Source organism: Nostoc sp., from assembly GCF_036917375.1.
Lineage (GTDB): Bacteria > Cyanobacteriota > Cyanobacteriia > Cyanobacteriales > Nostocaceae > Nostoc.
In genome coordinates this window covers 115523-140558 of sequence record NZ_JBALDN010000042.1, presented here as the reverse complement: position 1 = coordinate 140558, position 25036 = coordinate 115523, and the positions used below count along the sequence as shown (strand labels likewise).

31 protein-coding genes are annotated in these 25036 nt (G+C 40.4%); 18 read left to right on the top strand and 13 right to left on the bottom strand.

The genetic code is table 11. From position 1 onward, the window contains the following. Positions 1-17 precede the first annotated feature (17 nt). The 3 genes from V7K45_RS11135 to V7K45_RS11125 all read left to right on the top strand — a co-directional run bounded on the left by V7K45_RS11135 (position 18) and on the right by V7K45_RS11125 (position 1531). Positions 18-287 (top strand): YciI family protein, encoded by a 270-nt coding sequence (locus V7K45_RS11135; RefSeq protein WP_114082327.1) that lies wholly within the window; start codon positions 18-20, stop codon positions 285-287. A gap of 66 nt (positions 288-353) precedes the next feature. Continuing rightward, the gene (locus V7K45_RS11130) at positions 354-734 is read left to right on the top strand and encodes a hypothetical protein (RefSeq protein ID WP_335003267.1); all 381 of its coding nucleotides are present in this window, start codon (positions 354-356) and stop codon (positions 732-734) included. Positions 735-736: 2 nt separating this feature from the next. Further along, complete coding sequence (locus tag V7K45_RS11125; RefSeq protein ID WP_335003265.1) at positions 737-1531, top strand: Tab2/Atab2 family RNA-binding protein; 795 nt, start codon at positions 737-739, stop codon at positions 1529-1531. A gap of 29 nt (positions 1532-1560) precedes the next feature. On the opposite strand, the gene V7K45_RS11120 is transcribed toward V7K45_RS11125, so the two are convergent. Further along, positions 1561-2460, bottom strand: coding sequence for an aspartoacylase (locus V7K45_RS11120; protein ID WP_335003263.1), 900 nt, complete (start codon positions 2458-2460; stop codon positions 1561-1563). Between the two features lie 191 nt (positions 2461-2651). Here V7K45_RS11120 and V7K45_RS11115 point away from each other — a divergent pair, with 191 nt between their 5' ends. From V7K45_RS11115 to V7K45_RS11105, 3 genes are all read left to right on the top strand, one after another. Next, positions 2652-3854, top strand: a complete 1203-nt coding sequence (locus V7K45_RS11115; protein ID WP_335003261.1) for an AGE family epimerase/isomerase — start codon at positions 2652-2654, stop codon at positions 3852-3854. A 56-nt stretch (positions 3855-3910) separates the two neighbouring features. Beyond that, complete coding sequence (locus tag V7K45_RS11110) at positions 3911-4498, top strand: Uma2 family endonuclease (protein ID WP_335003259.1); 588 nt, start codon at positions 3911-3913, stop codon at positions 4496-4498. Positions 4499-4619: 121 nt separating this feature from the next. Beyond that, the gene (locus V7K45_RS11105) at positions 4620-5102 is read left to right on the top strand and encodes a cupin domain-containing protein (RefSeq protein WP_335003257.1); all 483 of its coding nucleotides are present in this window, start codon (positions 4620-4622) and stop codon (positions 5100-5102) included. Between the two features lie 46 nt (positions 5103-5148). Here the strand turns inward: V7K45_RS11105 and V7K45_RS11100 are convergent, their stop codons facing one another. The 3 genes from V7K45_RS11100 to V7K45_RS11090 form a co-directional block, all read right to left on the bottom strand. Beyond that, positions 5149-6477, bottom strand: coding sequence for an ATP-binding protein (locus tag V7K45_RS11100; RefSeq protein ID WP_335003255.1), 1329 nt, complete (start codon positions 6475-6477; stop codon positions 5149-5151). A gap of 94 nt (positions 6478-6571) precedes the next feature. After that, positions 6572-7909: a tellurite resistance TerB C-terminal domain-containing protein gene (locus tag V7K45_RS11095; RefSeq protein WP_335003253.1), complete on the bottom strand. Its 1338-nt coding sequence runs from the start codon at positions 7907-7909 to the stop codon at positions 6572-6574. A 206-nt stretch (positions 7910-8115) separates the two neighbouring features. Next, on the bottom strand, positions 8116-9465 hold the full coding sequence (locus V7K45_RS11090) for an ATP-binding protein (RefSeq protein WP_335003251.1): 1350 nt from the start codon (positions 9463-9465) through the stop codon (positions 8116-8118). A gap of 87 nt (positions 9466-9552) precedes the next feature. Here V7K45_RS11090 and V7K45_RS11085 point away from each other — a divergent pair, with 87 nt between their 5' ends. From V7K45_RS11085 to V7K45_RS11070, 4 genes are all read left to right on the top strand, one after another. Continuing rightward, positions 9553-9873 carry a TMEM14 family protein gene (locus tag V7K45_RS11085; protein ID WP_335003248.1) on the top strand — a complete coding sequence of 107 codons (321 nt, stop codon included), beginning with the start codon at positions 9553-9555 and terminating at the stop codon, positions 9871-9873. 316 nt (positions 9874-10189) lie between these two features. Next, positions 10190-10348, top strand: coding sequence for a hypothetical protein (locus V7K45_RS11080; RefSeq protein WP_335003246.1), 159 nt, complete (start codon positions 10190-10192; stop codon positions 10346-10348). 464 nt (positions 10349-10812) lie between these two features. Then, on the top strand, positions 10813-12054 hold the full coding sequence (locus tag V7K45_RS11075) for a phosphotransferase family protein (protein ID WP_335003244.1): 1242 nt from the start codon (positions 10813-10815) through the stop codon (positions 12052-12054). Positions 12055-12154: 100 nt separating this feature from the next. Then, positions 12155-13243 (top strand): T3SS effector HopA1 family protein, encoded by a 1089-nt coding sequence (locus V7K45_RS11070; protein ID WP_335003242.1) that lies wholly within the window; start codon positions 12155-12157, stop codon positions 13241-13243. A 252-nt stretch (positions 13244-13495) separates the two neighbouring features. On the opposite strand, the gene xth is transcribed toward V7K45_RS11070, so the two are convergent. Further along, on the bottom strand, positions 13496-14278 hold the full coding sequence (gene xth, locus V7K45_RS11065; RefSeq protein WP_322738259.1) for an exodeoxyribonuclease III: 783 nt from the start codon (positions 14276-14278) through the stop codon (positions 13496-13498). A gap of 457 nt (positions 14279-14735) precedes the next feature. Between xth and V7K45_RS11060 the strand changes: the two genes are divergently transcribed. Both V7K45_RS11060 and V7K45_RS11055 read left to right on the top strand, forming a co-directional pair. Then, positions 14736-15806 carry a glycosyltransferase family 4 protein gene (locus tag V7K45_RS11060; protein ID WP_335003238.1) on the top strand — a complete coding sequence of 357 codons (1071 nt, stop codon included), beginning with the start codon at positions 14736-14738 and terminating at the stop codon, positions 15804-15806. A 55-nt stretch (positions 15807-15861) separates the two neighbouring features. Further along, positions 15862-16047: a hypothetical protein gene (locus V7K45_RS11055; RefSeq protein WP_104909358.1), complete on the top strand. Its 186-nt coding sequence runs from the start codon at positions 15862-15864 to the stop codon at positions 16045-16047. Between the two features lie 440 nt (positions 16048-16487). Here V7K45_RS11055 and V7K45_RS11050 read toward each other — a convergent pair whose 3' ends face one another. Next, positions 16488-17039: a hypothetical protein gene (locus V7K45_RS11050; RefSeq protein WP_335003236.1), complete on the bottom strand. Its 552-nt coding sequence runs from the start codon at positions 17037-17039 to the stop codon at positions 16488-16490. 153 nt (positions 17040-17192) lie between these two features. After that, positions 17193-17501: a hypothetical protein gene (locus V7K45_RS11045; protein ID WP_335003234.1), complete on the bottom strand. Its 309-nt coding sequence runs from the start codon at positions 17499-17501 to the stop codon at positions 17193-17195. Positions 17502-17523: 22 nt separating this feature from the next. Between V7K45_RS11045 and V7K45_RS11040 the strand changes: the two genes are divergently transcribed. Beyond that, positions 17524-17736: a hypothetical protein gene (locus V7K45_RS11040; RefSeq protein WP_335003232.1), complete on the top strand. Its 213-nt coding sequence runs from the start codon at positions 17524-17526 to the stop codon at positions 17734-17736. Positions 17737-17951: 215 nt separating this feature from the next. Here the strand turns inward: V7K45_RS11040 and V7K45_RS11035 are convergent, their stop codons facing one another. Then, the gene (locus V7K45_RS11035; RefSeq protein ID WP_335003230.1) at positions 17952-18326 is read right to left on the bottom strand and encodes a hypothetical protein; all 375 of its coding nucleotides are present in this window, start codon (positions 18324-18326) and stop codon (positions 17952-17954) included. Between the two features lie 169 nt (positions 18327-18495). Here V7K45_RS11035 and V7K45_RS11030 point away from each other — a divergent pair, with 169 nt between their 5' ends. The 3 genes from V7K45_RS11030 (at position 18496) to V7K45_RS11020 (ending at position 20284) form a co-directional block, all read left to right on the top strand. Continuing rightward, entirely contained in the window at positions 18496-19518 is a 1023-nt protein-coding gene (locus V7K45_RS11030; protein ID WP_335003366.1) for a zinc-dependent alcohol dehydrogenase, read from the top strand. Between the two features lie 69 nt (positions 19519-19587). Continuing rightward, on the top strand, positions 19588-19848 hold the full coding sequence (locus V7K45_RS11025; protein WP_194043991.1) for a hypothetical protein: 261 nt from the start codon (positions 19588-19590) through the stop codon (positions 19846-19848). Further along, positions 19838-20284 (top strand): HNH endonuclease, encoded by a 447-nt coding sequence (locus V7K45_RS11020; protein ID WP_335003228.1) that lies wholly within the window; start codon positions 19838-19840, stop codon positions 20282-20284. Before V7K45_RS11025 ends, V7K45_RS11020 begins: the two co-directional genes overlap by 11 nt. Before the next feature lie 18 nt (positions 20285-20302). Here the strand turns inward: V7K45_RS11020 and V7K45_RS11015 are convergent, their stop codons facing one another. Beyond that, the gene (locus V7K45_RS11015; RefSeq protein WP_335003226.1) at positions 20303-20548 is read right to left on the bottom strand and encodes a hypothetical protein; all 246 of its coding nucleotides are present in this window, start codon (positions 20546-20548) and stop codon (positions 20303-20305) included. A gap of 132 nt (positions 20549-20680) precedes the next feature. Next, complete coding sequence (locus tag V7K45_RS11010) at positions 20681-20908, bottom strand: hypothetical protein (protein ID WP_335003224.1); 228 nt, start codon at positions 20906-20908, stop codon at positions 20681-20683. 439 nt (positions 20909-21347) lie between these two features. On the opposite strand from V7K45_RS11010, the gene V7K45_RS11005 reads away from it, so the two are divergent. Beyond that, positions 21348-22112: an ABC transporter ATP-binding protein gene (locus V7K45_RS11005; RefSeq protein WP_335003222.1), complete on the top strand. Its 765-nt coding sequence runs from the start codon at positions 21348-21350 to the stop codon at positions 22110-22112. Between the two features lie 65 nt (positions 22113-22177). Here the strand turns inward: V7K45_RS11005 and V7K45_RS11000 are convergent, their stop codons facing one another. Further along, positions 22178-22708 carry an orange carotenoid protein N-terminal domain-containing protein gene (locus V7K45_RS11000; RefSeq protein WP_335003220.1) on the bottom strand — a complete coding sequence of 177 codons (531 nt, stop codon included), beginning with the start codon at positions 22706-22708 and terminating at the stop codon, positions 22178-22180. Positions 22709-22932: 224 nt separating this feature from the next. On the opposite strand from V7K45_RS11000, the gene V7K45_RS10995 reads away from it, so the two are divergent. Beyond that, positions 22933-23313, top strand: coding sequence for a hypothetical protein (locus V7K45_RS10995; protein WP_335003217.1), 381 nt, complete (start codon positions 22933-22935; stop codon positions 23311-23313). Between the two features lie 133 nt (positions 23314-23446). Here the strand turns inward: V7K45_RS10995 and V7K45_RS10990 are convergent, their stop codons facing one another. Both V7K45_RS10990 and queG read right to left on the bottom strand, forming a co-directional pair. Continuing rightward, positions 23447-24082 carry an HAD-IA family hydrolase gene (locus V7K45_RS10990; protein ID WP_335003215.1) on the bottom strand — a complete coding sequence of 212 codons (636 nt, stop codon included), beginning with the start codon at positions 24080-24082 and terminating at the stop codon, positions 23447-23449. Then, entirely contained in the window at positions 24057-25031 is a 975-nt protein-coding gene (queG, locus tag V7K45_RS10985; RefSeq protein WP_335003213.1) for a tRNA epoxyqueuosine(34) reductase QueG, read from the bottom strand. The genes V7K45_RS10990 and queG overlap by 26 nt, the downstream gene beginning before the upstream one ends. Positions 25032-25036: the final 5 nt, after the last annotated feature.

Sequence of the window (25036 nt, the reverse complement as noted above, 5' to 3'; positions counted from 1 at the left end):
CCAAAATAGTCTTAACTATGCCTAAATATGTACTCTGGGGAACTTACTGCGAAGACGTTCTCGAAAAACGCGCCCCACACCGTGAAGCTCATTTAGACGGATTAGCAAAACAGAAAGAATCCGGTGTGCTGATTACTATCGGCCCCACCAAGGATGTCACAAAAGTTTTTGGGATTTACGAAGCCGAAGACGAAGCTACTGTGCGCCAGCTGATTGAAAATGACCCCTACTGGAAAAATGGCATCTGGACTGAATATTCTGTCAAAGAATGGATTCAGGCTTTATAAATTGGTGTAGGGCATTGGGCACTTGTACTGAGCGAAGTCGAAGTATTGGGCATTGAGCATGGGAAGATGAGTTTGAATGTTGAACCTCTGAACTTGGAAGTTAAACCTTTGAACTCGGAAGTTGAGCCTCTGAACTCGAAAGTTGAGCTTCTGAACTCGGAAGTTCAGCCTCCGAACTCGGAAGTTGAGCCTCTGAACTCGGAAGTTGAGCTTCTGAACTCGGAAGTTGAACCTCTGAACTCGGAAGTTGAGCTTCTGAACTCGGAAGTTGAACCTCTGAACTCGGAAGTTGAACCTCTGAACTCGGAAGTTAAACCTTTGAACTCGGAAGTTGAGCCTCTGAACTTAAAACTTTCAGTTTTAACTCTCACCAATCTCTCCCATCCCTCCATGCCCTATGCCCAATACTTCGACTTCGCTCAGTACAAGTGCCCCATGCCCACATAATTATGAAAATTTGGCAGGTTGATTTTTATCGTCGTCCCTCACAAGATGCGTCTGGACAAATTTTATGGGAGTTGTTGATTTGTGATGCAACTCGCAGCTTTCAATACGAAGCCACCTGTCTCCAGTCAGCAGCAAATTCTAATTGGGTTGCAACTCAACTTGAGCTAGCTGCTGGTGAAAAATTGCCAGATGTAATTCAGGTGTTTCGCCCTCAGTCACTAAGTTTAATTGAGGCGGCGGGACGCAACTTAAGTATAAATGTCGAACCTACCCGCCACACCTTGGCGTTAAAGCAGTGGTTACAAGAAAAGCAATATCCTTCAACGCTGGATAAACCACCCCCAGCACCATTACCAGAAAACCTTTGGGGAGAACAATGGCGTTTTGCGACTCTAGCTGCTAGTGATGTAGAAACGAGATTTAGCGATCGCCCTATTCCCATTTTGCATATCCCAGAACATTTCAAACCCATCAATTTAGGTTTAGCATCAACAGTCCCCGTTCCTGGTGTAGTCATTTATGGGGGACGGCAATCAATGCGTCTAGCACGATGGTTACAGCAAGCCCGTCCCGTCAGCTTGAACTACATTTCTGGCGCACCGGATGGCTTAATATTAGAAGCTAGCTTGGTGGATAGATGGATTGTTGCCACATTTGAAGATCCAGAAGTTACAACAGCAGCCCAAGCATTTGAAGAACGCAAAAAGCATTGCCGAGGATTGCATTTTTTGTTAGTTCAACCCGATGATTCTGGTATGACTTATAGCGGGTTTTGGTTATTGCGAGCAGAAGATTGATATTCAGTGAGGCGAAGGTGATGAACAAATTAAACTATTTCTTCCTGCTTTTGACTTAAATACATTGCAATTCCTTTTTCGTAGTAAGCTGCTTCATTAATAAAAATAGGATAAACAGTAGACGCTCCCTCATAGAAAATATCTTTTCCTTCAAAAGTCAGAAACATTGGATCGCCTGGATGCAAAGGTTGATAATCTCTAAACTGAAGCTGGGGGTGAATCATGGCTTGAATTTCACCGCGTAGGTGCAGCCCGCCATAGGCATCGCTTCTAGGATAATCGATAGTCTTAATGTATTTATAAAGTGTAAGGTGGTTGCTCGTCTGCGGAATGTTCCCCTGATTGCACCCTTCAAAATAATCTAAAACTGCATAAATAAGCTGTTCTGTTTCCTGAAATAGTTCGGCGTTTAAAACATTTTGAGCTACAGCCCCAACTTCTATAACAAAACCCAATTCGCACAAAGAACGGAGAAAACCATTTTCTTTGGATTCTTGATTAATAAAGACTTTCACCAAAGGATTGATAGAACTTAAATAAGCACCTAACCGAAGCAATAAAGGATGCATATCACAAAAAATCAGACTTAACCCCATATTCGCAGTTGTGCTGTGCAAATCAACAATTACATCTACAAAGGGCTGATTTTGCGGTTGCAATATCTGTTGAATTGCTTTTGCCCGCATATCTTCATAACTTGAGAGTTGGGGATTTTGTAAGCCTTGATTAGTGAAGCAACGATTTAAATCTTTTTCAATGTATCGTTTGCCTTCTTCAATAGCTTTGAGATTACCAAGTAATGCCAGAGTTTCAAAACTTGCCCTGTTAATTAAATTAGGATATTTCTGAAACTTTTTGACTAAATGTACTCCTGTTAACTCATTACCGTGGTTTCCTCCAACGATCGCAACTCGTTCAATCTGACTCATAACAACCTCACTGGCTCCCTTACGGTTATTGAGAATAGTGCAAGATACAAGATAGAAGTATAACTGTTGCTGACTAAATCTTGTGAAAGACTGACTCGATGTCTACAACGGGCTATTCGGCGTTGCACCATGTTCGAGCCAAAATGTGATAACTATTAAGCTGTTAGCTTTAGCACAAGGGGAGGAAATTTATGGAGTATAATTTTCAAGCGATGCCTGCGGCGGGCTACGCCTACGCTGAACTTTACAAAAACGCTCTCCTCAACGATGTCCTTCCATTTTGGGAAAAATATTCTCTCGATTGGCAGCAAGGCGGCTATTTCACCTGCCTCGATCGCGAAGGCAAAGTTTATGATACAGACAAATTCATTTGGCTGCAAAACCGCCAGGTGTGGACTTTTTCGATGCTTTACAACCAGCTAGAAAAGCGCGAAAATTGGCTAAAAATTGCCAGCAATGGCGCTAATTTTCTCGCCCAACATGGCAGAGATAGCGATGGTAACTGGTACTTTGCCCTCACCCGTGAAGGGAAACCATTGGTTCACCCTTACAACATCTTTTCTGATTGCTTTGCGGCGATGGCATTTAGTAAATATGCACTCGCTGGCGGCGAAGAATGGGCAAAGGATGTGGCTATACAAGCTTATAACAACGTATTACGCCGCAAAGATAACCCCAAGGGCAAATATAATAAAACCTATCCCGGCACACGCCCAATGAAATCATTGGCTGTACCAATGATTTTAGCCAACCTGACTCTAGAAATGGAATGGTTGTTGCCAAAGGAAACACTAGAGAATGTCCTAGCTGAAACCGTCCGCGAAGTGATGACCGATTTTCTCGACCAAGAACGGGGGCTAATGTACGAAAACGTTGCCCCTGACGGTTCCCACATCGATTCTTTTGAGGGAAGGCTGATTAATCCAGGTCACGGTATCGAAGCGATGTGGTTTATCATGGACATCGCGCGTCGCCAAAACGACATCAAAACTATTAACCAAGCCGTTGATGTAGTGCTAAATATCTTAAATTTTGCTTGGGATAGCGAGTACAGCGGATTGTATTACTTTATGGATGCAGATGGTCATCCGCCACAACAATTGGAATGGGATCAAAAGTTGTGGTGGGTTCACCTAGAATCTTTGGTTGCATTAGCAATGGGCTATCGCCTAACAGGGCGCGAGGCGTGTTGGGAATGGTATCAAAAGATGCACGATTACGCTTGGTCACACTTTGCTGATTCAGAATACGGTGAATGGTTTGGCTATCTCAATCGGCGTGGAGAAGTATTGTTGAACCTCAAAGGTGGTAAATGGAAAGGATGTTTTCACGTACCGCGTGCATTGTATCTTTGTTGGCAGCAATTTGAGGCATTGGAAAGCCTGCGGCAGTAAACAACGCAGTCAGTTTAATCTCTGCTAGTGTACAAGTACTATTGGAAAGATGTCTCATGAATGTTGTGACACCTAAGCGATTTACGATCGCAGAATACCATCAATTGATTGAACTCGGATTTCTGACAGAGGGCGATCGTATTGAGTTAATTCGAGGGGAACTGATTCAAATGACAGCAAAGGGAACACCTCATACAGTTTGTAGTTCTATCCTATGCCGTCAATTGGATCGGCTTCTAGGCGATGAAGTAGTCATCCGCGGACAAGATCCTATCACTCTTCCTAATCAGAGTGAGCCTGAGCCGGATGTTGTCATTGCACGAGGAAGAGATGAAGATTATCTCGCTCATCATCCCTATCCCGAAGATATTTTGTTAGTAATTGAAATTTCGGATAAAACAATAGATTATGACCAAACAACCAAGCTGTCATTGTATGCAGAAGCCGGAATTTCTCATTACTGGATTGTAAATTTACCGGCTCGTCAACTTGAACGTCATAGCCAGCCATATCAAAACGCTCAAAGTAAGTTTAGCTATCTCAGCAAGCAGATTTCTTTATCTAAGCAGTCAGTGGCAATTCCTGGATTTGAAGATGCATTATTAGACTTGAGTCGTTTGTTTCCAGAGAGTGTAAGTGAATAATTTTGTTGGTGCGATCGCTCGCGTCAAAAAGCGTTCTATTATCTGAAATACGTTTAAATGCTGATACCTTATACTTTAAATTATTGATTTAATTAGAAGTATTGCCTAAAAAACTTTTAATATGAGAAAACTGTCTCTGATTCTCCCCTTAGCTATTCTAGCTTTTAGCAGTATTCTTGTTAAGAGTCAAGAAACGTCCTCACCCAATACTTACACTCAATCTGTTACCCGTGAAGTTTTAGCGAGTGGTTATCCTACTCAAGATCAAAAGCAGATTCTTGAGCTTGTACGTTATACCATCGCACCAAAAACAAAACTCCTTACTCATACTCATCCCGGAATGCAGATTGAACGAGTAGAGGCGGGAATTTTAACTTATACTGTTGTGCAAGGAAAAGCTAAAGTAACTAAACCTAACGGCACAGAATTGATTCTTCAAAAAGGGAAAACTATACAGCTTAGAGTGGGAGATTCTTTAGTTGAATCTGCTGGAATGGTTCATTATGCAGAAAACCAAACAAACAAGCCGATTATTCTGTTGTCTGCTTCTCTATTTAATGCTAATCAACCAAAAGCTATTTTAATCAATCCTGAAAACAGATGAATTTTTCAATCTGCTTGTTCTTGTAGTTCAATGTCTTCATTATTAATCACAAACTAAATTCGGCTGCGCCATCCTCATCCACATCTGCATCCTTACCCATAGTAGTAGGTTTAAATTTAGAGCCATGAATTAATTCAGCAAACGCAATTCCTGGATTTTGATGAAGAATATTCAGCACACTCATAAAATCTCGCACAATTTCCCCTGGTGTCAGTAATGCCTCTGCACCCAAGCGATTAATAATTTCTTGCACAAACTCTTTCAATTCACGATTTGTCACAGTCTGTTCATACCCAAAATTGAGTGCATGAATCTCAGCTAAACGTTGCAAAAGCGTTAATATTTCTCCTTCACTCAACGGATTTAGCCGAATCACTGGCCCTAAATGTTCCTGAACATTAGCTTGTGCAACAAAACGGCTTTCTTTTGTGCGTCTTTGCCAAGCCTGGTCTGCAAAAAGTCCCCGTTTGGGGTCTTCTAAAAATTTAGTTGTTCCACCAATGACAATACCAAGATGTTCTGCTTTGCACTGCATAGTATCGTTAAACATTGCCAGGAGTCGATTATAATTCTTTTCTCGTGTAACGGTAGTAGATATTTGATATAAATGAACAGCTTCATCAACTAAAATTAACAATCCTTTATAGCCAATTTCAGCTACAAATTTCGCAAACAGTTTTATATAATCATACCAACTATCATCATCAATAATAACGCGCACTCCTAAAGCAGCTTTCGCCTCAACCTTAGTCGTAAATTCTCCACGCAACCAGCGCATCGCCGCATTTTTTAAATTATCATCATCCAATCGATAGCCACGCCAATAAGCGATAATCACGCTACCAAAATCAAAACCGTGAACTAAATCTTCAATATATTGAACTACTTCTCTAATTTTCGATTCAACTTGCTCATCAAAACCATCGTCATTCGGACGCATTTCAGTTTCTTTAACCACTTCTTGTTGAATTTTATTAATCCATCCTTCTAAAATCGAGACTAAAGCACCACCATCAGGACGAGTTTTTGTAGCTAGGTGACTCATTAATTCTCGATAAGTAGCTACACCTTCATTGTTGCTTCCAGCTAATCGGCGTTCCGGTGATAAATCAGCATCAGCTACTACAAAACCTTGCTCCATAGCGCGGTTACGAATTAGTTGTAATAAAAAACTTTTCCCAGAGCCGTAGTTACCAATTATGAAGCGGAATGCTGCTACACCTTCTGCAATATCATCGAGATTTTGTAATAGGCTTTTGAGTTCTTTTTCTCGACCTACTGCTATATATTCAACTCCCACTCGTGGTACTACCCCCGCACCAAGGGAATTGATTAAAGCAGTGGATATTTTCTTCGAGATTTTGAGCTTTGCCATGTATTACACTTCACTTTATTCTAAACGCAGAAGCACGCGGTAAGTAGGTAAGGGATATCATCTTACTACTAAATCTTACGACGGCAATAACAATTTAATTTGACGAAGTATGTCTAGCTATCAGACCTTCATACATCGCAATCATTTTTTTGACATCTGTTATATGCTCCTGATAAACTTTTGGACTTTCGGAATCAGAATTGATTATTAATTCTCCAATAGTATCATTTGCGCGTTCATTTATAGAATCGATTAATAAATTTGGCATAGTGATATTTGCTTCGGCAATTGTTTTAATAGCACTATTAGGATTATCTTGTTCAACTATAGCTTTTAATACTTCTAACTCATGTCCTGGGAGATTGGCTAGAAAATTAGTCCATTCTTCGGAGATATTTTTCGATGTCTCAACTTCCGAATTGTCAATGATATCTGAAGATTCAATTATTTCGGAAAATGGAAACAATTCAATATCATCTTCTTGGGAATTATCCAACAAAGGCTCTGGATTAAATGTTTCTACTTGTTGTAGTAGTTCCCATACTTGATTTTGTAATGAGTCTCGTTCTTCTTGCAATAATGAAACTTGTGCTTGTAACTGCTGTAATTCGGCTTTTTGTTCTGCTAGTTGGGTTTTGGAAGAACTCAGGATAGCTTGGATATTTTCTGTTTCCGTTTTCGTTGCAACAAGCAATTGATTGTTTTGGCTTGTCTCAACTTCTAGCTCTTGAATTGTAATTCGCAGCTCGTATAATTTTTCTTCTAATTGGGGTTTTAGTCTGCCTAAAAGAGTTAAATTACTTTCAATTTCTTGTTTCTCGTGTTGTAGCTCAGAAATTTGGCTTTGCAATTGGGTGATTTCAGCGCGAGATACATTACAATTTGACTCTAAACGGCGCTTCTCTGCTGTGAGGATAGAAAAAGCATTGTTCAATTCATTTTGATTGTTCTGCAAATTATTAATTTCAGTTTGCAGGCTACTAACTTCTGTTTCTAATTGCTTTTTTTGTCCGGCAAATGTTCTTAATTCTCGATGTAAACTATCTCTTTGGCTACGGCTTTCTATAACTTGATTTTGCAGTTGTTGTGATTCAGCATATAGTAAATTATGATGTTCTTCAATTTGATTTATTTCTCTAACAACACGAGCTTTTAATCCCTCCATCTCTTTAATTCGCTTGCGGAGAGAACCTAAAACAAACATTTCATAATTTCTGCGCCGCTTTTCTATGAATAATGCTGTTGTATGGATAGTAACGGCAGTAATTACACCTGTGAGAAAGGCTTTATTAAAATCCCAGCTTGGGACAAGGCTAAGACCAAAACTCACACTAAAGGCAACTATCACTAGTATAAATCTATTGCCGATCGTTACTGATTGCATATTGCTGGTTTTTAGCGTAGTTAAATTATCTGAATAAGTAGCTCTCATAGTAATTTATAATTCGTAATTTGTAATTCGTAATTAAAAAAACACACACATAAAATACTTAATCCAAGTGGTTTATCTGGGAACTCAAGATATTTTTCCCAAATTTGGCATCAGAATTGTTGTGAAATCTCTAATTTTAGTTAATGTTGCATAAGATTGTTTTGTATTTACAAAAAAGCGCAATCATCAATGAAACAATATTAGTGTTAGGTGTTGGATATGTTTTTATGTGCATGAAAAAGTGTTAAATCTGCTTTTAAAAAATCAACAAACTGCCGTGCTGTACGTCCAGAACGACCATTATGACGAGTTGCCCATTGTAATGCCTGAAATTCCAAATCTTCTTGGGTAATATTAATTTCAGCTTGTGCCACTAGATGTTGTACAATTTCTAAATAAGTTTTCTGATTGGCTGGTTCAAAAGTTAAGGTTAAACCAAAGCGATCGCTAAACGAAAGCTTCTCCTGCATCGTATCCCAGGCATGGATTTCCTCGTTATCCTTTGGTGCAGGTCTATCCACAAAAAACTCCCGAATCAAGTGGCGGCGATTGGAAGTAGCATACACAACTACATTTTGAGGCCGCGCCGTTAAATTACCTTCTAAAACTACCTTGAGAGCTTTAAAGGCATCATCATCTTCTTCAAATGAAAGGTCATCGACAAAGATAATAAATTTTTGTGACACACCTCGTAAATGTTCCACGATTTCTGGTAAGTCTTTTAAATCAGATTTTGCCACTTCCAATAAGCGGAGGCTGCGATTACTATATTCATTCAACAAAGATTTCACTAAAGAAGATTTGCCAGAACCGCGACTACCGTAAAGTAATACATGCAGTGCCATCTCTCCTGATAATAAAAACTCAGTATTTTTCAGCAAAGCATCTTTTTGAGATTCGTAACCGATAAGCGAACTCAATTTAACCGGGTCAGAATACCTAATACCGATAAACTGCCCAGATTGCCAGCGTAAAGCGCGATATTCTGCAAATAAACCAGAGCCACATTGCCGATAATAAGCTGCTAACTCTTCTACAGCATCACCCCAATTATCTAACTCTTGTAGATATGTAATGAATTTTGTCTCTACTCCTACCAATTCTTGCTCTTTATACCACACTACTGGTGAAATCGGCATGTGAGCTACGCTTTGTACCCACTCGCTCAAAGACGCGCTACTACACTCATAGAGACTTTGCAATACTTGTAAATCATGCTGAACTGCTGTTACTAAAGCTGGAGGCAAATCTTCAAATTCTCGCACTCCCGCCAATCTTGTAAAAGGATTGTCAGAGAAAAGAATTTGACTAATTAAATAGTCTTCCCAGTTTTGATTTATAGCAGCCAAAGCGTGAAAGTAATTGCCGTAAGCTTGGAGACAACCCCGTGCATCGGTGTCTGTGTAACGTATAGCTTGCAACAGTTCTAGAAATGCCATCCCCACTTCACCTTGTAAAACAGATTGGTACAGTAAAAGTGAGGCTGCTTGGCGCTGGAGATATTGAACCCTTGTATATGAGGAAGTAATTGCCATTGGTATCGCTAGATTATCCATCAATCAACTGTATGGTATAGCTAAATAGCTATGGTAAATTGTCTGCTGACCCTGGCAGTAAAGTCAAAGTCTACATAGGTTTTAACAATGAATTTAGGTATAGTTGCTGCTTTTGCCTACGGCATATTAGCGATTGTTGGTGGGGTTATTGGCTACATGCAAGCTACAAGTAGAGTTTCACTCCTAAGTGGTAGCATTAGCGGTTTATTACTAATACTTGCCGCTTACTTTCAACTCCAAGGACAAACTTGGGGTGCGATTTTAGCAGTGTTAGTTACTGCTGTTTTAGTAGTTTTCTTTGCATTTAGACTGGCAAAAACACGCAAGTTTATGCCTGCGGGATTAATGACAATTTTGGGTATGCTGGCATTGGCGGTGATGGTGAATCAAATGGTGGCTTTAAGGTAGCATTAGTCTCTCAGCAATAACCACCCTCCTCTTTTTTTGGTATGGCATGACTTTCCCTGCTTTGAATTATATTAGTACATTTATATTACTGTGAATTGTTACCCTTGCCTTTAAAAAATGCCCTGTTTCAAGCTTGACAAAAGTACACTTACATAAGATGCGCTCATGTAGGCTTTGTTTGCGATCGCCCATAGTCATCTACAATTTGTAGGTGACGAAAATCACGTGAAAATAAGGTTTCCAGACATCAATTCTGAAAATTAAATCAAAAAATAATTATTAATTGCTAAAAAACTCCGGTTTTTTTGGCTTTGTGATGATAAATAAAAGTAATAGTGTTGAATGTCATGCTTTGTATCGCGAAGGATTACTCAAATTCTTCGCTGCTTTGAAGATGACTACTGAACATCAAACAACATCTGCTACCAATCAGTTTTTTGCTGGGGATGCTTCTTTGCCACAAAAAAAGGCTTAACCACAAAACTTACTCTAGATGTATCTAAGTAACTATGCTGATAAAGTTTCAGGAGGCAGAAGGCAGGAGGCAACCCACCCTTACTCATAGTGGGATTGAAACAATGACGTTTTATACCTCGCTGCTTTGCTGCTCGGTATAATTATCTGTTACAACTGGGCTTTAAACCCAGAATTAAAGTTGTAATTTATACTGGCTATACCTTCTGCCTCCTGCCTTCGACCCTCTGCCTTTCTTTGTAAAGATGTCACGGTATCTGGGAGCCAATTTTAAAGGAATTGCAAAGGAATTGGTGCCATTTTGGCAGGTTTTACCCCCAAATATGAGATATTAGTAGATTGTAGAAATCTTTATTGTTATTTACATCTCTCTTCTTGGATTAGTTCCTATCTACTAAAAACTCTTAAGACCAAGCAAATTTGACACGATAAGTTTAAGTAATTTAATGAAGTAGGAAATAATACATGGTATTATCACTGTCTTCTCATAACGTTATCCAGTATCTGCAAGACGCGGGTCTGTGTAGCTCAGAAGATGGCCCATCAGACAAATCTGAGTTGCCAGGAAGTAGTCAGAACAATTTCAATTTACTAGTGACTTTAGCAGATAATCGCCAACTGCTCATTAAACAAGAACGTAACGTTAACAACAATGACGGCGCGCCTCATGAATTGTTTCAGGAGTGGCTGTTTCATCAGTTGCTACAACAGTTTCCAGTTCTAGGTAATACTTCAGCAATCGCGCCATTGGTAGTGCATTTTGACGAAGAAAATTCGATTCTTGTCCGTAGCTACTTGAATGAATATCTAGAGCTTGCGACATTGTACCACAACAATGAGATTTTTCCACAAGAAATTGCCTCTGCCATCGGCACAACTTTGGCGGGACTGCATCGCGCCACTTACAATCGCCGAGAATATCGGGATTTTATGGCAACTGCTCCCCAAGGAGAGTTTCGCTACGGGTTTTATAATCCGGCGCAAGGGGTAGGGTCGATTGGGCCGGAGATTTTTGGGACTGTTCCCACGGATGCACTAAAATTCTATGTTCTTTATCAACAATACGAGAGTTTGTCATCTGCGATCGCAGATTTGGCATATAGCTGGAATCCTTGCTCCTTAACTCACAATGACCTGAAATTGAACAACATTTTGGTTCATTCCAGATGGGAGCAACTAGACAATTGTCTTATACGACTAATTGACTGGGAAGCTTGTTCTTGGGGAGACCCAGCCTTTGATTTAGGAACTTTACTAGCAAGCTATTTAGGAATTTGGCTTAAGAGTCTGGTAGTAGACCCCACCATTGAGTTAGAAGAGTCTCTAAATTTGGCATTAACACCGTTAGAGGTTTTACAACCTTCAATTATTGCCTTAATTAGGTCTTATATAAATGCTTTCCCGATGATTTTGGAATACCGCAGTGACTTTATTTCGCGCGTTATCCAGTTTGCGGGGCTGGCATTAATTCATCAAATTCAGGAGATGATTACGTGCCGGAAACACTTTAATAATGCGGAACTCTGTATGCTGCAAGTAGCTAAAAGTTTACTTGTAATGCCAGAGCAAGCTGTATTGACCATCTTTGGGATGTCAGAGTCAGAAATCCTGAATCCTGTAGCAAAGATTCATAAATTTCCTCAGCCTGTAAAGGAGCAGCAGTTACTTCGGATTTATTACGAAAAAACTCGGCTGCGTGGTTGTTAGTAATAGGTAGGAGAACAATTCAAAAAGAACACATAATTCTGAATTCTGTATTCTGACTCCTGAATTCTATTTTATTAAAGTTTGATTTCTGAATGGATTAATGCTAAATTCCTCTATCAATCAATCGCTAAATTCCCTATTTGATATTGCTCAAAATATCCAGATTGAGTCTAATTTTTGTATTTATCATCCCAATTATCAACCCTTCGCTCTGCCGACTAAAATAGCCGATAGATTTCAGCAAAATTCCGTAGATTTACAACAGAAGTATCTCACTCTCCTGCTGCGAAATTTTCTCTATGGAATCTATTACAATGGCTCCCTGCAAAATACTTTGGCAGTCAATACTGATAATACTAATCAACCGCAAAAGCATAATTTCGCAGATAATTCTATTTTGGAGATTGACTGGGACTTTTACGAGCAACTGCACGCCAGTAATCACGGCATAGGTTACTTTGACCCTCAATGGCAGGTATTGCGGAAAGAACCTGATGGGACTATGGCTGTGGCTAAAGGCGGTTTAACACTTTATGTTGAGCCAGATTGCCATCTAGAATCCAGTAAGAAATCTACCAAAGTGGGTGATATGGTAGCAATCTGGATGCCCAAAAATCGACTGCAAAATGGCTCTTACTTAGCAGTTAGCAATGTTGGACAGGAACGGCAAAGCAACCCAGACGCCGATTTAGGAGCAGGGCGAATCTACTTTAACTTTACGGCATCTGGTGCGATCGCTCTCATGGAAAGCCTGACACTGCAACTAAATGCAGCCTCGATTCCCTTTAGCTTTCAAGTTCTCCACAACCCCTCTGCATACGGACGCTATGATTCGGGACTACTTTACTTTGAACTCCCCGATTATCCAGCAATCCGCACAATCCTTCAGACTGTTTATATCGAAAATCAATCCCATTTTCAGCCCGAAATTCCTTTGTTTACCAAATTTTTAGCTCCAGGGTTAGGTTTAGCCGAAGAACCAACCCAAAAATTTGCGGCACAAGAAAGTTTTGGGATGAACCGTTGCCAAATCGTCGCTAATGCTTTGTTGGAAGCTTGGCAAAAAGGTAAAAATGCAATGGAGGAAAGGATGAGGGTTATTGACCAACATTTTGCGCGGCATCTAATAGATTTACAGCGTCCTTATCTCAATCCCAGTTCTGAGGATATATATCAGCCGTTAAATTGATTAGACTTCTTGCATAAGTCGGGTAAAGGGTAAGGGTTAAAGGGAAAAGGGATAGAATTAACATTCCCCTTTAACCTTTCCCCCTTTTCCGACAAGAGTGCAAAAGGCACTTTTGCCAAGAGGTCTATTGATTAATTGGGCGTGGGGCATGGGGGCAGGGGAGACAAGGGGACAAGGGGGTAAACAAAACTCCTAACTCTTAACTCCTAACTCAGCACTCAGCACTCAGCACTCCTAATGCCCAATACCCATTCAAAACTCCACAATAACTGGCACATGGTCGCTAGGTTGAGTTAACTTTCTCGGCGCGACATCAATAATACAACTTGTAGCGCGTTCATATAGAATGGGCGTGAGATAGTGGTGGTCAATTCGCCAACCTAAGTTACGACGAAAAGCGGCGGAGCGATAATCCCACCAGCTATAATTTCCACCTTCTGTGGTGAATTTGCGAAAAGCATCGGCAAATCCCAGTTTCAGAATATCCCGTAAGGCTTGGCGCTCTGTTTCTGTGGCCATAATGTGATTTTCTGTACTCACTTGCTCGTGAATATCTTTATCTTCCAAGGCGATATTGAAGTCGCCACATACACAAATTGCAGATTCTGACAACACCAGCAATCGCAAATACTCGTGTAGCGCTGTCAACCAGCGCAGTTTGTATTCGTATTTCTCCGTTCCTACCGCTGCGCCATTAGGAACATATAAGTTTACAATCCGCACACCATCAATTACACCAGTAATAACGCGCTTTTGCTCGTCCCATTCGTGATGTAAATCTGGCAAAATCGCCCTAAACCCACTACTGACATTTAGGAGTGGCTGGCGGCTAATCAGGGCTACACCGTTATAAGATTTTTGTCCTGACATATAAAGGTTATACCCTAACTGCTCAAAAGGCGATCGCGGAAATTCCGCATCCACAACTTTGGTTTCTTGCAAGCAGAGAACATCAACAGGATTTAGGGTTAACCAATCGATAACCTGTTCAAGGCGAGTGCGAATTGAGTTGACGTTCCAAGTAGCGATTTTCATTAGTTAATTATCAGAATTTTTGTAAATTACTAATTACAAATTATGTAATTATTGTACAATTACTTAATATTTATATTTACTGTTATCTTTAGCAATTACCTTTAAATGAAGCTTTAATGGCTTGATCCCATTGAATATTTTAGTATTGTCAGCTACCAAATATTCAATTTTGTAAGTTCTGCTACAAAACATTCTACCTCTTTATGATCCCCAAGACAGATGCAACAAATAATAGGTTAGCTATACGGTTAGAAGTGTAGCTCAGAGTTGACTTTTGCCGATAGTCAGTTAGATTTGTTGGCAGAAAATTTGCGGTACGGTTAATCGTTATTGGGCTTTTGATAGACTGTTAGGTAAATTTAAATGTCAAAAGAGTAAGTAGAAATGCTCTTTACTCATAAAATAATGACCTAGATCATTATTGAGGACAATTTCATAGACTGAACCAGAAAAACTTATGAAAATCGCTCAAGTTGCCCCCTTATGGGAAAGGGTTCCACCTCCTAATTATGGAGGAATAGAATTGGTAGTGAGTCGCTTGACTGATGAACTTGTTCGTCGCGGTCATGAGGTAACTTTATTTGCCTCTGGTGATTCTCAAACTTTGGCTCATTTAGAAGCAGTTTATCCACGTGCATTACGCTTAGACCCAAATGTGAAAGAGTATGCAGTGTACGAAATGCTAGAACTAAGCCAAGTTTACCAGCGTGCTGACCAATTCGATATCATCCATTCTCATGTAGGGATTGCGGCATTACCTTTAGCGAGTTTGATAACAGCAACTGCTACAGTCCACACTCTGCACAATAATTTTACAACTGACAACCGTCACGCATTTAGCTACTACCAAAAGCAACCATACATCAGCATTAGTAACTCGCAGCGTCAAATCGATCTTAATTATGTTGGCACGGTCTATAACGGAATTGAGCTAGCAGATTATCCATTTGTAGCTCAACCCTTAAAACCTCCATATTTAGCATTTTTAGGCCGTTTTTCGCCAGATAAAGGCCCGCACCATGCGATCGCCATTGCTAAACAAAGTGGTTGGCGCTTGAAGATGGCAGGAAAGGTTGATGCAGAAAACTCGGAGTTTTTTGAAAAAGAGATTGTTCCCCATATAGATGGTGAGCAAATCGAATATCTCGGTGAAATTAACCACGTCCAAAAAACTGAACTTCTGGGTAATGCTGCGATAACTCTTTTCCCCATTAGCTGGCAAGAACCTTTTGGCTTAGTAATGATTGAATCAATGGCAACTGGTACGCCAGTAATTGCCATGAATTTCGGCGCCGTACCTGAAGTTATTGCCCACGGTAAAACAGGTTTTATCTGCAATAGCTATGCAGAAATGGCGGCAATGATTCCACTAGCTTTGGAACTCAATCGTCAAACCTGTCGAAAATACGTAGACAACAACTTTAGCGTTAGCCAGATGGTTAACGGATATGAAGCTGTTTACAGACAAATTATTAAAGACCGCATAGAATCGAATGGCCGCATTCATGCAGCTAACATTCAGTTTTAATCAACTGCTTTTTTGACTTAGTTTAAAACAACAATTTTTTAAGGAGGACATTGGTATGAGTACGAGAGCCAACACTTGCCCATGCTGCGGTGGTTCCCTCCTGCGTCATGCCCGTCATGGTGAACTATATTGGTTTTGCCTATCGTGCCGACAAGAAGTACCGCTGTTAACTGCTACTCGCCTGCCTAATGTGGAAACCCGGAACACCGGTGTGGTTCCCCAGCCAGCGGTGAATACCTAGTTTTGCGTGAACTATCCAGACTAACTACTAAAAATGTGAATTATAGTAGTTCCCATTCTGATGGAGTACAACATAATATTGCGATGTGTAGGGGCAATTCATGAATTGCCCCTACGAATGTAGCTCACGCTTGTCGGGAAACGCTATATATCTACAACTTTTCGTTTATGGTGTGTTAGCGATAGAGTAACCCAATGTTTTTAAGGTATTATTATGTTATTAAAAATCTAATGCAGCCTATAATATCAATTTTTGGTTTTGTTTGTGACGTTCCTACTCAGAATGATCTGGATTTTCTATTCTGTGGTTAATTGCAACCTTAGCTTTCTCACTACTTTCAGAATATAGTTCAGACGAAATATTTCTCGTCCTTTGGTCGAAGCACATTAAAAAAATTATTGAAAATTAAATGCTTCTTCAGTAGATAGTAAAAAAACTCACTATGGACTAGACAACACTGGCATAGCATTTACTTCTGCATTAAATTCAATATGATAATCACCAGTGTATATATCAAATAATACTATTTTATTTGCTATGTCTCCACGAAATATAGCACTACCGTTCATAGGAGCCTTCGTTGGAATTTGATTAATTGCAAATCTTACAACTTTGTCGTTTAGTATCCCAACAGAATTATCTTTTTTAGTACCCAGATTAACTTCTAAGGCTATAAATTCATTCCCAGCGCTATCTATTATCCTTGTTTCCTCACGAACAATTCTAAGCGGTCTAGTTCGCTGCTTATTGTTTACTACAAAATCACACTTTATCGAATCTGAAGAGAGTCTTTTGCATCCCGTATATTGAAATACGAATCCTTCCTTTTCAAGAGTAGGTAATTTTCGTTGGGCAATGATTGTCTCTAAACGATTAAAATAATAATTATTATTATTTGTAATATAAGAAATCAAATATCGGCTAAGTGAAAAATCTAAAAAAGGCTGTAATGTAGAAACTAGAGAAAGTATTAGCAGTAAACTCTTTAACATTATCTAATCTCCTTAGATACTAATAGAATTTTATTTTTTACTCAAAATAATGCTAATTGGTATTAACATAATTCGTTCTACAAAGTAGTGTTTGATTTCGCTTTATAAATATAAATGATTGTGGCAAATTATTTCAATTAGTAGCCTTTCTGGTCAATACTCCGATGTAAGCGGTCGTTCCAACGTCACTGATCGCTCTGATAGTTCTTTCGCTGACTGCTTTGATGTAAGCGGTGATTGCAACGTCACTGATGGCTCTGATAGGTCTTTTGATGACTCTTTCGATGTAAGTGCTGGTTGCAACGTTATTGATTGCGGTGGTTGCACGGGTTGTTCAGCTACCGAAAATGGGTCAGACTGATTGGGTGCTATCGGATGTACTGAATTAGGAGAAGGAATTACTCGAACAGGGAGAGTTACAGAAGTAGACTTTGGAGTTGAACTCGCTGAGAACTGAGGCACTGACTTTTCAGTAGAGGAAGATATGGAATTAAGCTTCTTTGGGGCATCCGTTGATGGCAAAGTTGCTGATTGTGCAGTAAAGGAACGTTTCACTCGACTAAAGGAAATTGAAGAAGTCTTATTCTCAGGTAAGCTTGGCAATGGTCGAGTTGCTGACGGCAGACGAAGAGGAGATTGCACCGGATTAGGAGACGGTGGAGAAGTAAACTTTGGAAGTGGACTCGGTGAGGGTTGAGGTAGTGACAATGCTGTAGGCGAAGGTTCTGCTACTGGAATAAGGGAAGTTCCAGAAGTAGATTTATTAGGTAAAATCACTACTTGCCTAATAATATTTTCGTATCTATGGTCTTGGTACACTATGTATCCAATGCATAGAACGAGAACAGCAATAGTGTAGGGAATAAATTCTGAGGGATTTGACTTTATCCGTTCCCGGACGGACGACTTTAGTCAGAAGTTAAACGTATTGCCAGAAATAGTATTAGTTCCTCCTTTAATGTTGATACCTTGCCAACTCTCAATAGTTGTTGTCAATTGATCTCTTGCTTCATTAGCTAAAGCTTCGACAGCTTGACCAATTTCAGGATCTTTCTTTGCCGCTGCTTCTAATTGCTGTTCAATCAGTTGGACTTGACCGTAATCGAGAGGTTGTGTTTGAGCCTGTTCTATAGCTTTTGCTGTGCTGGGTTCTTTGCGCTTTAGCAGAAATAACAGGTTTTTCCCTTTCTCCCAAGCCTTTTCACCTATGATTTCGCCAGTTTTTTCAAAGGCTTTGGTAATGACTAAGGTAGCGATCGCTGCTGCTGTCAGTGTTACTGCTTCCATAAGGTAATAAAACAGTGATTTTACAGTTGTAGTTTCGGCATTAAATACACTATATCCGAAGGGGTTGAAATATTTTGCCAAAATATTGCGGTCAGGCGCTCACTAGGCTTAATAAGTTCCAATTCCAACTGGTAAAATCGGATGGAGCTAATTGATAGGTTTTAAAGTTTTGCTAGCAGCCTTACTTTATGGTCAAGAAGATTTACGCCTAGAGCAAGTTTCTGACCCTACTCCGGCGGCTGGAGAGGTTGTAATCCAAGTGGGGGCTGCAACAACTTGCGGTACAGATTTGAAAGTCTGGCGGCGTGGTGGTCATGCCAGGATGCTGATCCCGCCAACGCTGTTTGGTCACGAAGCGGCTGGGCGAATTGTTGCCTTGGGTGCAGGAGTGACAAATTGGCAAGTAGGCGATCGCGTTGTCGCTAATAATTCCTCCCCGTGCATGAAGTGCTTTTTTTGTCAACGTCAAGAATATTCCTTATGTCCAAATTTGACTTGGAATAATGGTACCTTTGCCCAATACTTGAAAATTCCTGCACCGATAGTAGAACATAATTTGTTGCAGATTCCCGATGAGTTGCCGTGGGAATTGGCAGCAATGACGGAACCTTTAGCTTGTGTGTTGCATGGTGTAGCGCGTTCTAATATTAAGCCCAAAGATAAAGTAGTCGTCTTAGGAGATGGGGCGATCGGGTTGATGTTTGTGGCGGCGCTGAGTGAGAAAGCTGAGGTTTTGTTGTGGGGAGGTAATAACCACAGACTAGAAATTGGTCAGAAATTGGGTGCAACCCAGACCTTTAATTATCATCAAATTCCAGAGATTCCCAGTGTAGTAAAAGAACTGACCCAAGGATGGGGTGCAGATGTAGTAATTGAAGCCACTGGTGGCCCAAGTGTTTGGGAAACTGCGATCGCCTGTGCCCGTCCTGGTGCAACAGTTAACTTATTCGGTGGATGTCCACGGGATACCAGCATTACTGTGAATACAGAACAGCTACACTATAGCGAACTTACTCTCAAAGGCGTGTTTCATAATACACCAGAGTATGTGCGATCGGCCTTTGGACTCATAGCTAGTCGTAAAATTCCCTTTGAGTTACTGATTAGCGAACAACGACCATTAAAAGATTTAGAACAGGTGTTTTCTGATATGAAGGCGCGTAAAGTAATTAAGGTAGCAATGATTCCTTAGTATTTTGGCAGCCAATTCATAGGGCACACTACAATGACTATAGCACCACAGACTTAGGGCTAAAGCACTATGACTCCTCAAGTCATTACCCCAGTATTGATGATTGAACCCTCATCATGGCTCCGCTCTGGCATTACCATTGAGAAAGTTGATAATGTTAATCTTGCTAAGTTTACAGATGAGTTACATACTCGTCTAGAAGAATTGCTTGAGAAACGAAAATCTGGATTGCTGACTCCTGAAGAAGAAGCAGAATATGCTGGAATTGCTGAACTAGAGCGCATCCTAACTTTTGTTAACGCTAAACTGATTGCCAGTCGTGGGTGTTAAAGATGGTACTCGGCAATTTGTGCGCGAAAGAGCTAAATATCTGTGTGAATATTGCCACTCTCCAGAACGCTCCAGTTCAGATCGCTTCACAATCGATCATCTCATTCCACAATCATTAGGTGGCTCAGATGCAGATGAAAACTTAGCTCTAGCTTGTCGTCGCTGTAATGAGCGTCGTTACAACTTCACAACTGGCATTGATGCTCAAACTCAGCAAGAAGTCCCCTTATTCAATCCTCGTCAGCAACGGTGGGTAGATCACTTCATCTGGACAGGCGATGGACTAAAGATCGTTGGCAGAAGTGCTACAGGTCGAGCAACTTGTCATCGACTAGATATCAATGATGAATTTCACAACCAAGGATTTATCCAAGAATCTAGGCAGTTATGGATACAAGGAGGGTGGCACCCACCTGTAGACGATCCTCGTCTTTGATGCCTGAACTAGCGATGTCTATAGCTGCCAACATCGTGCAACAAGAATAAGACAACGATCTCCTATAAAAAGGTATGGCGCAAAACCACAATTCGAGTCATTATCATCTTCCATCTTGTAAAAAAGAATCTCGTCTCCTAACCAAGGTTGCACAGACTTGAGCCATATATTAAGTGCTTCCTCTTCTGACTCATCTGGACGGAATGTATCTTGCATCCAAATTGCAAAATCAAGCGCCTCAAGCACCTCAGCGGCATTTTGCATATCTTCCTCAGTCCACCATTCAGGTAATTGGGAATAATTATAGTCATTTGGATAAAGATTTCGGCAAAGTGTCAATAAATCAATAATTTCAATTTCTGTAGTCTCTTCGTCACAATCAAACAGGGTAAAGTCTTAAGGTTTTGTAAAAACTCTAATATCAACCACTCCGTGGTTCCAGGTTTTTCTGCGACCTAGAATTACATCTAGAGAATTTTGCATTGTTACATCAAAACCAAAGTTTGGAATTATGTATGTATTGCCAATTTCGATAGCCTCATTCACGTAGTATTTAGCAGTTTCACCATGCTGCTGAATTAGTTTTTTCAAATTGATTATCTGTGATGTTTTCTTCGTCGGCACGAGATCCGTAGTACTCCTTCATCCACTGTTTCTGAATAACTTCGTTGGAAGCTTAATCAGGTGGTAGATTTCCTCTAGTCAAATTCCAGTAAAATATGACAACACTACAACCATCCCCTTCAGTATGCTAGATAATAGTTAGCTTTTATTTGCTCTAAGACATCACCTTAAAGAGTTATCACAGTAAGAGGTTGTTTGAAAAGTCGTAAAGTATACCAGAAACCCCACTTCCATTCCTCTCCCCGAAACGGAGAGAGGCTTTGAAACCCCCATTCCCTACAAGGGAATGGGGCTAGGGGGGTTAGGTTTCTGAGGCTTTGATGTTACCAAAAATACTTTTCAAACATCCTCTAAGAGCTAGGAAGAATTTCTCTGCTTTTTATAGTCTAATTGAGCGATCGCTATAATTGCGTCTCTACCACCTAATAACTAAATCCTTATGGCAAACACTATTTCAATTATTGATTCTCTAGTTCCTAATCCCGTCCCTAAATCAACAATCATTCGTTTGGAAAATATATTTAAAATATACGGCAGTGGCGAAACTGAAGTTAAAGCACTTAACGATGTGAATTTGACTATCCACGAGGGCGAATATTGTTCAATTATGGGGCCGTCTGGTTCAGGTAAATCCACAGCCATGAATATTATCGGCTGTCTAGACCGACCCACAGGCGGACATTATTACTTAGATAATATTGATGTGGCGCAAATGGATGATAAATCCTTGGCACACATCCGTAATAAAAAGCTGGGTTTTGTCTTCCAACAATTCCATTTATTACCCCAACTCACAGCATTAGAAAATGTGATGCTACCAATGGTTTATGCTAGTGTGAGTCCGAAAGAAAGAAGCGATCGCGCTACAGTTGCCTTGACGCGAGTAGGTTTGGCAAATCGCCTTAACAACAAACCCACTCAACTATCTGGTGGACAACAACAAAGAGTAGCGATCGCGCGTGCGATCGTCAATCGTCCCGTGGTACTCCTAGCCGATGAGCCCACAGGCGCACTTGATTCGCGCACAACCCAAGAAGTCTTAGATATTTTTGGCGAACTCAATGCCAGTGGAATCACAGTTGTCATGGTGACACATGAACCGGAAGTCGCCCGTCAAACCCAGCGCATCGTTTGGTTCCGTGATGGTCAAGTGGTACACTCCAACCTAACCCCAGCCGATTTGAGTCAGTTGGCTGTCTCGTAGGTTCTCAAAGTCCGCGGAGGCGGACTTTAGTTTGTGTAGCCGCAACTTCTAGTCGCCAAGGCTGATTACAAACTTGACGTTTTTCCAGTTTCTGCTTGTGTTTCAATCGGCTTAACATCGGTGTAACCCAATTCACCAGATATTGTCCGAAACACTGAAATTTGCTCCTCAAATTCTAATCCTTCAATTTGCGAAAGCAAATCATTAATTTCTTTAGTTGGCTGGTAGGTGCTTGGCAAATCAACCACCTTATCTCCCATAGCTACCGCCCAAGCATACCAAACTAACAGCTGGTTGTTTTCTTTTATCGCCCCATAAGCACGGGAATATTCTGTATCTTTGCGGTTGACTATATCCCGCATAATTGCCAGTTGCTCCTCATCTGACAATTTAAAATAGTCTTCTGATAGAATTGGTGATAGTTCTGGTTCAGCAGCAGCTGGAGCGGCTGGAGTCACAGAGTCACCCATTTTTTTATAAACAAGATAGAACCAGGCTAATTTGGAATCGGTATCTAAGGCGTTAAACGCATCCACTAATTTTTGAGTTTCATTGCTCTGAGCCTGAGAAATAGTTTTGTCGTAACTTGCAGTCATTATTGTTTGTCTCCAAAATAATTTAATAGGCCAAACTAATTGTTACCAGAGTTCGACAATCAGATTCTACTATCGATAGAAAGAGTTAAATTTATTGGAAATTGTAGCTTTAATCTACCTTTTAATAGAGGTAAAAGTCTCTCTATAGGAAGCAAGAATACAACCAATTGCTTTGCTATGATTGCTCAAGTAAGCAATAAAAAATTTAGCTAAAGGTCTTAATTATGCCCGAGCAAGAAGTAAAGCCCGATTTAAATAATGAAGCTTCCACCCAGGATGCACAATTAGCTGCCGAAAGCATAGCTAGTGGTGAAGAAAAAGCGCCAACGGTGAATTTTGATGCTGATTATGCAGCTGCACAAAAATTCAGTGTGAGTGAAGTCGATCGCACAGGTAAAGGTGGAGCAGCAGCCGAAGCAGCTACTGCACCTAATCAAAAAACCTCTAAGCCACAAGAAACAAAACCTCAAACACAGTCAACTGGCAATCCTGACGATTTTATCGAGTCAGCAAAAGAAGTTGGGAATTCTCAGACTCAGGGTGGTACTAATGTCAGTGATGATTTAGTAGAAAAAGCTTTAGAAAAGGGCGAACGGAAAAATTAATTTTCCCTGATATCTTGCTATTTTGTCAGATGGGCAATGTCACCAATGTGAAAATTAAGGTTCTCGGTATTAGTAGACATTGCCCACTCTCCTGTTTCGATCGATTGTTCATCCGCTTTTGACTATTTATTAATTAACGACTGTTCATCACTTCTAATAGTTCGCTAGGTTGCTGAATTAAATAATCTGGATTTTGCTTGGCTAGTACTTCCGGTGAGTTAAAGCCCCAAGTGACTGCAATCACTTGGATATTTGCTTTTTTGGATGCTTCTATATCTCTGGTTTCATCTCCAACATAAATAACTTCTTGAGGTTTGAGTTGCTTTTGCCTCAAGACATTATTTATAATAGTTGTTTTGCCAAAAATTGTAATTCCTGAGTAGATAAAATCAAATAAATGATTTAAATCATTGATTGTGAGGAATTGCGTAACATTCTCTTTAGAATTAGAAGTGATAATACCCAGTTTATATCCTTGATTTTGGAGTTCTGTCAATGCTTCCTTAATACCCAGAATGGGCTTTAATTCTGGTATTTTGTTTTTTAATTCCCCTTTAACTTGTTTAACTAGAAAAGGAATCTTAAATAGAGAAACTCCTGAGTACTTAATGATTTCCCTAGATGTTAAGTTCTTGAGAAAGGCTAATTGTTCTGGGCTTATTTGTTTATAACCAAAGTCTCCAGCTAAACGATTAGCAATACTTACAAGAGCATCTACTGTATCAGCAATTGTGCCATCAAAATCAAAAATAATTACTTTCTGGGTCATTCTTCTGCCTGGATGCGTCAAGATTAGCTAGGGCGTTGCGTCGTAACATTTCTGGCTTAATCCGCCGCAAGGCAGATGCTGGAAATCGTTTATCCCACTCCCGATCTGAGATTTGGGCTAATTCTAGCAGGTGGGGAGCAATATTCACTGGATTTGGCTGAAACTCTTCAATATCAGTTGTTTGGGCAAAACGTTGATTCCAAGGACAAACATCTTGGCAAATATCGCAACCAGCAACCCAGCCTTGCAAATTAGATGCGATCGCCTCTGGCAATTCCTTGTCACGATTTTCAATGGTATGATAAGCAATGCAGCGATTAGCATCGACAACAAAAGGCTGGGTAATTGCACCTGTGGGACAAGCCTGAAGACAACGAGTACAGCTACCGCAATGTTCTGTGTGTGGGCGATCGCTCTCTAATTCTAAATTGGTCAACACTTCTCCCAAAAATACCCAAGAGCCATATTCCCGTGTAATCACATTACCATTCTTGGCAATCCAACCAATTCCAGCTTGTTGAGCCAACACTTTATCTTGCACCGGGCCAGTATCTGCATAATAAAGAGCTAATACGCCTGGATCGAGTGATTTTAGCCATATAGATAGCTGCTTGAGTTTTCCATGCATCACCTTGTGATAATCCCTTCCCCAACCATAACGGGAAATTTTGGCGTATTCCTCACTTTCAGGACGTTGATGTGGTGTGTAGTAATTCAGCGCTACACATATTAGCGATCGCACCTCTGGCATCACTAAGCGGATATCCTGACGCTTTGGATTAGCCATCCATTTCATATCAGCGTGATAACCCAGTTCAATCCATGCTTGCAACCTCTGCGCTTCTGTGGCATTTACCCGATCTACAGCAGTAATTCCAACTTTGTGAAAGCCCAACTCGCTGGCTTTTTCTTTCACCAGACTGCTGCTCGTTACAGAATACTGATTCATTTGTT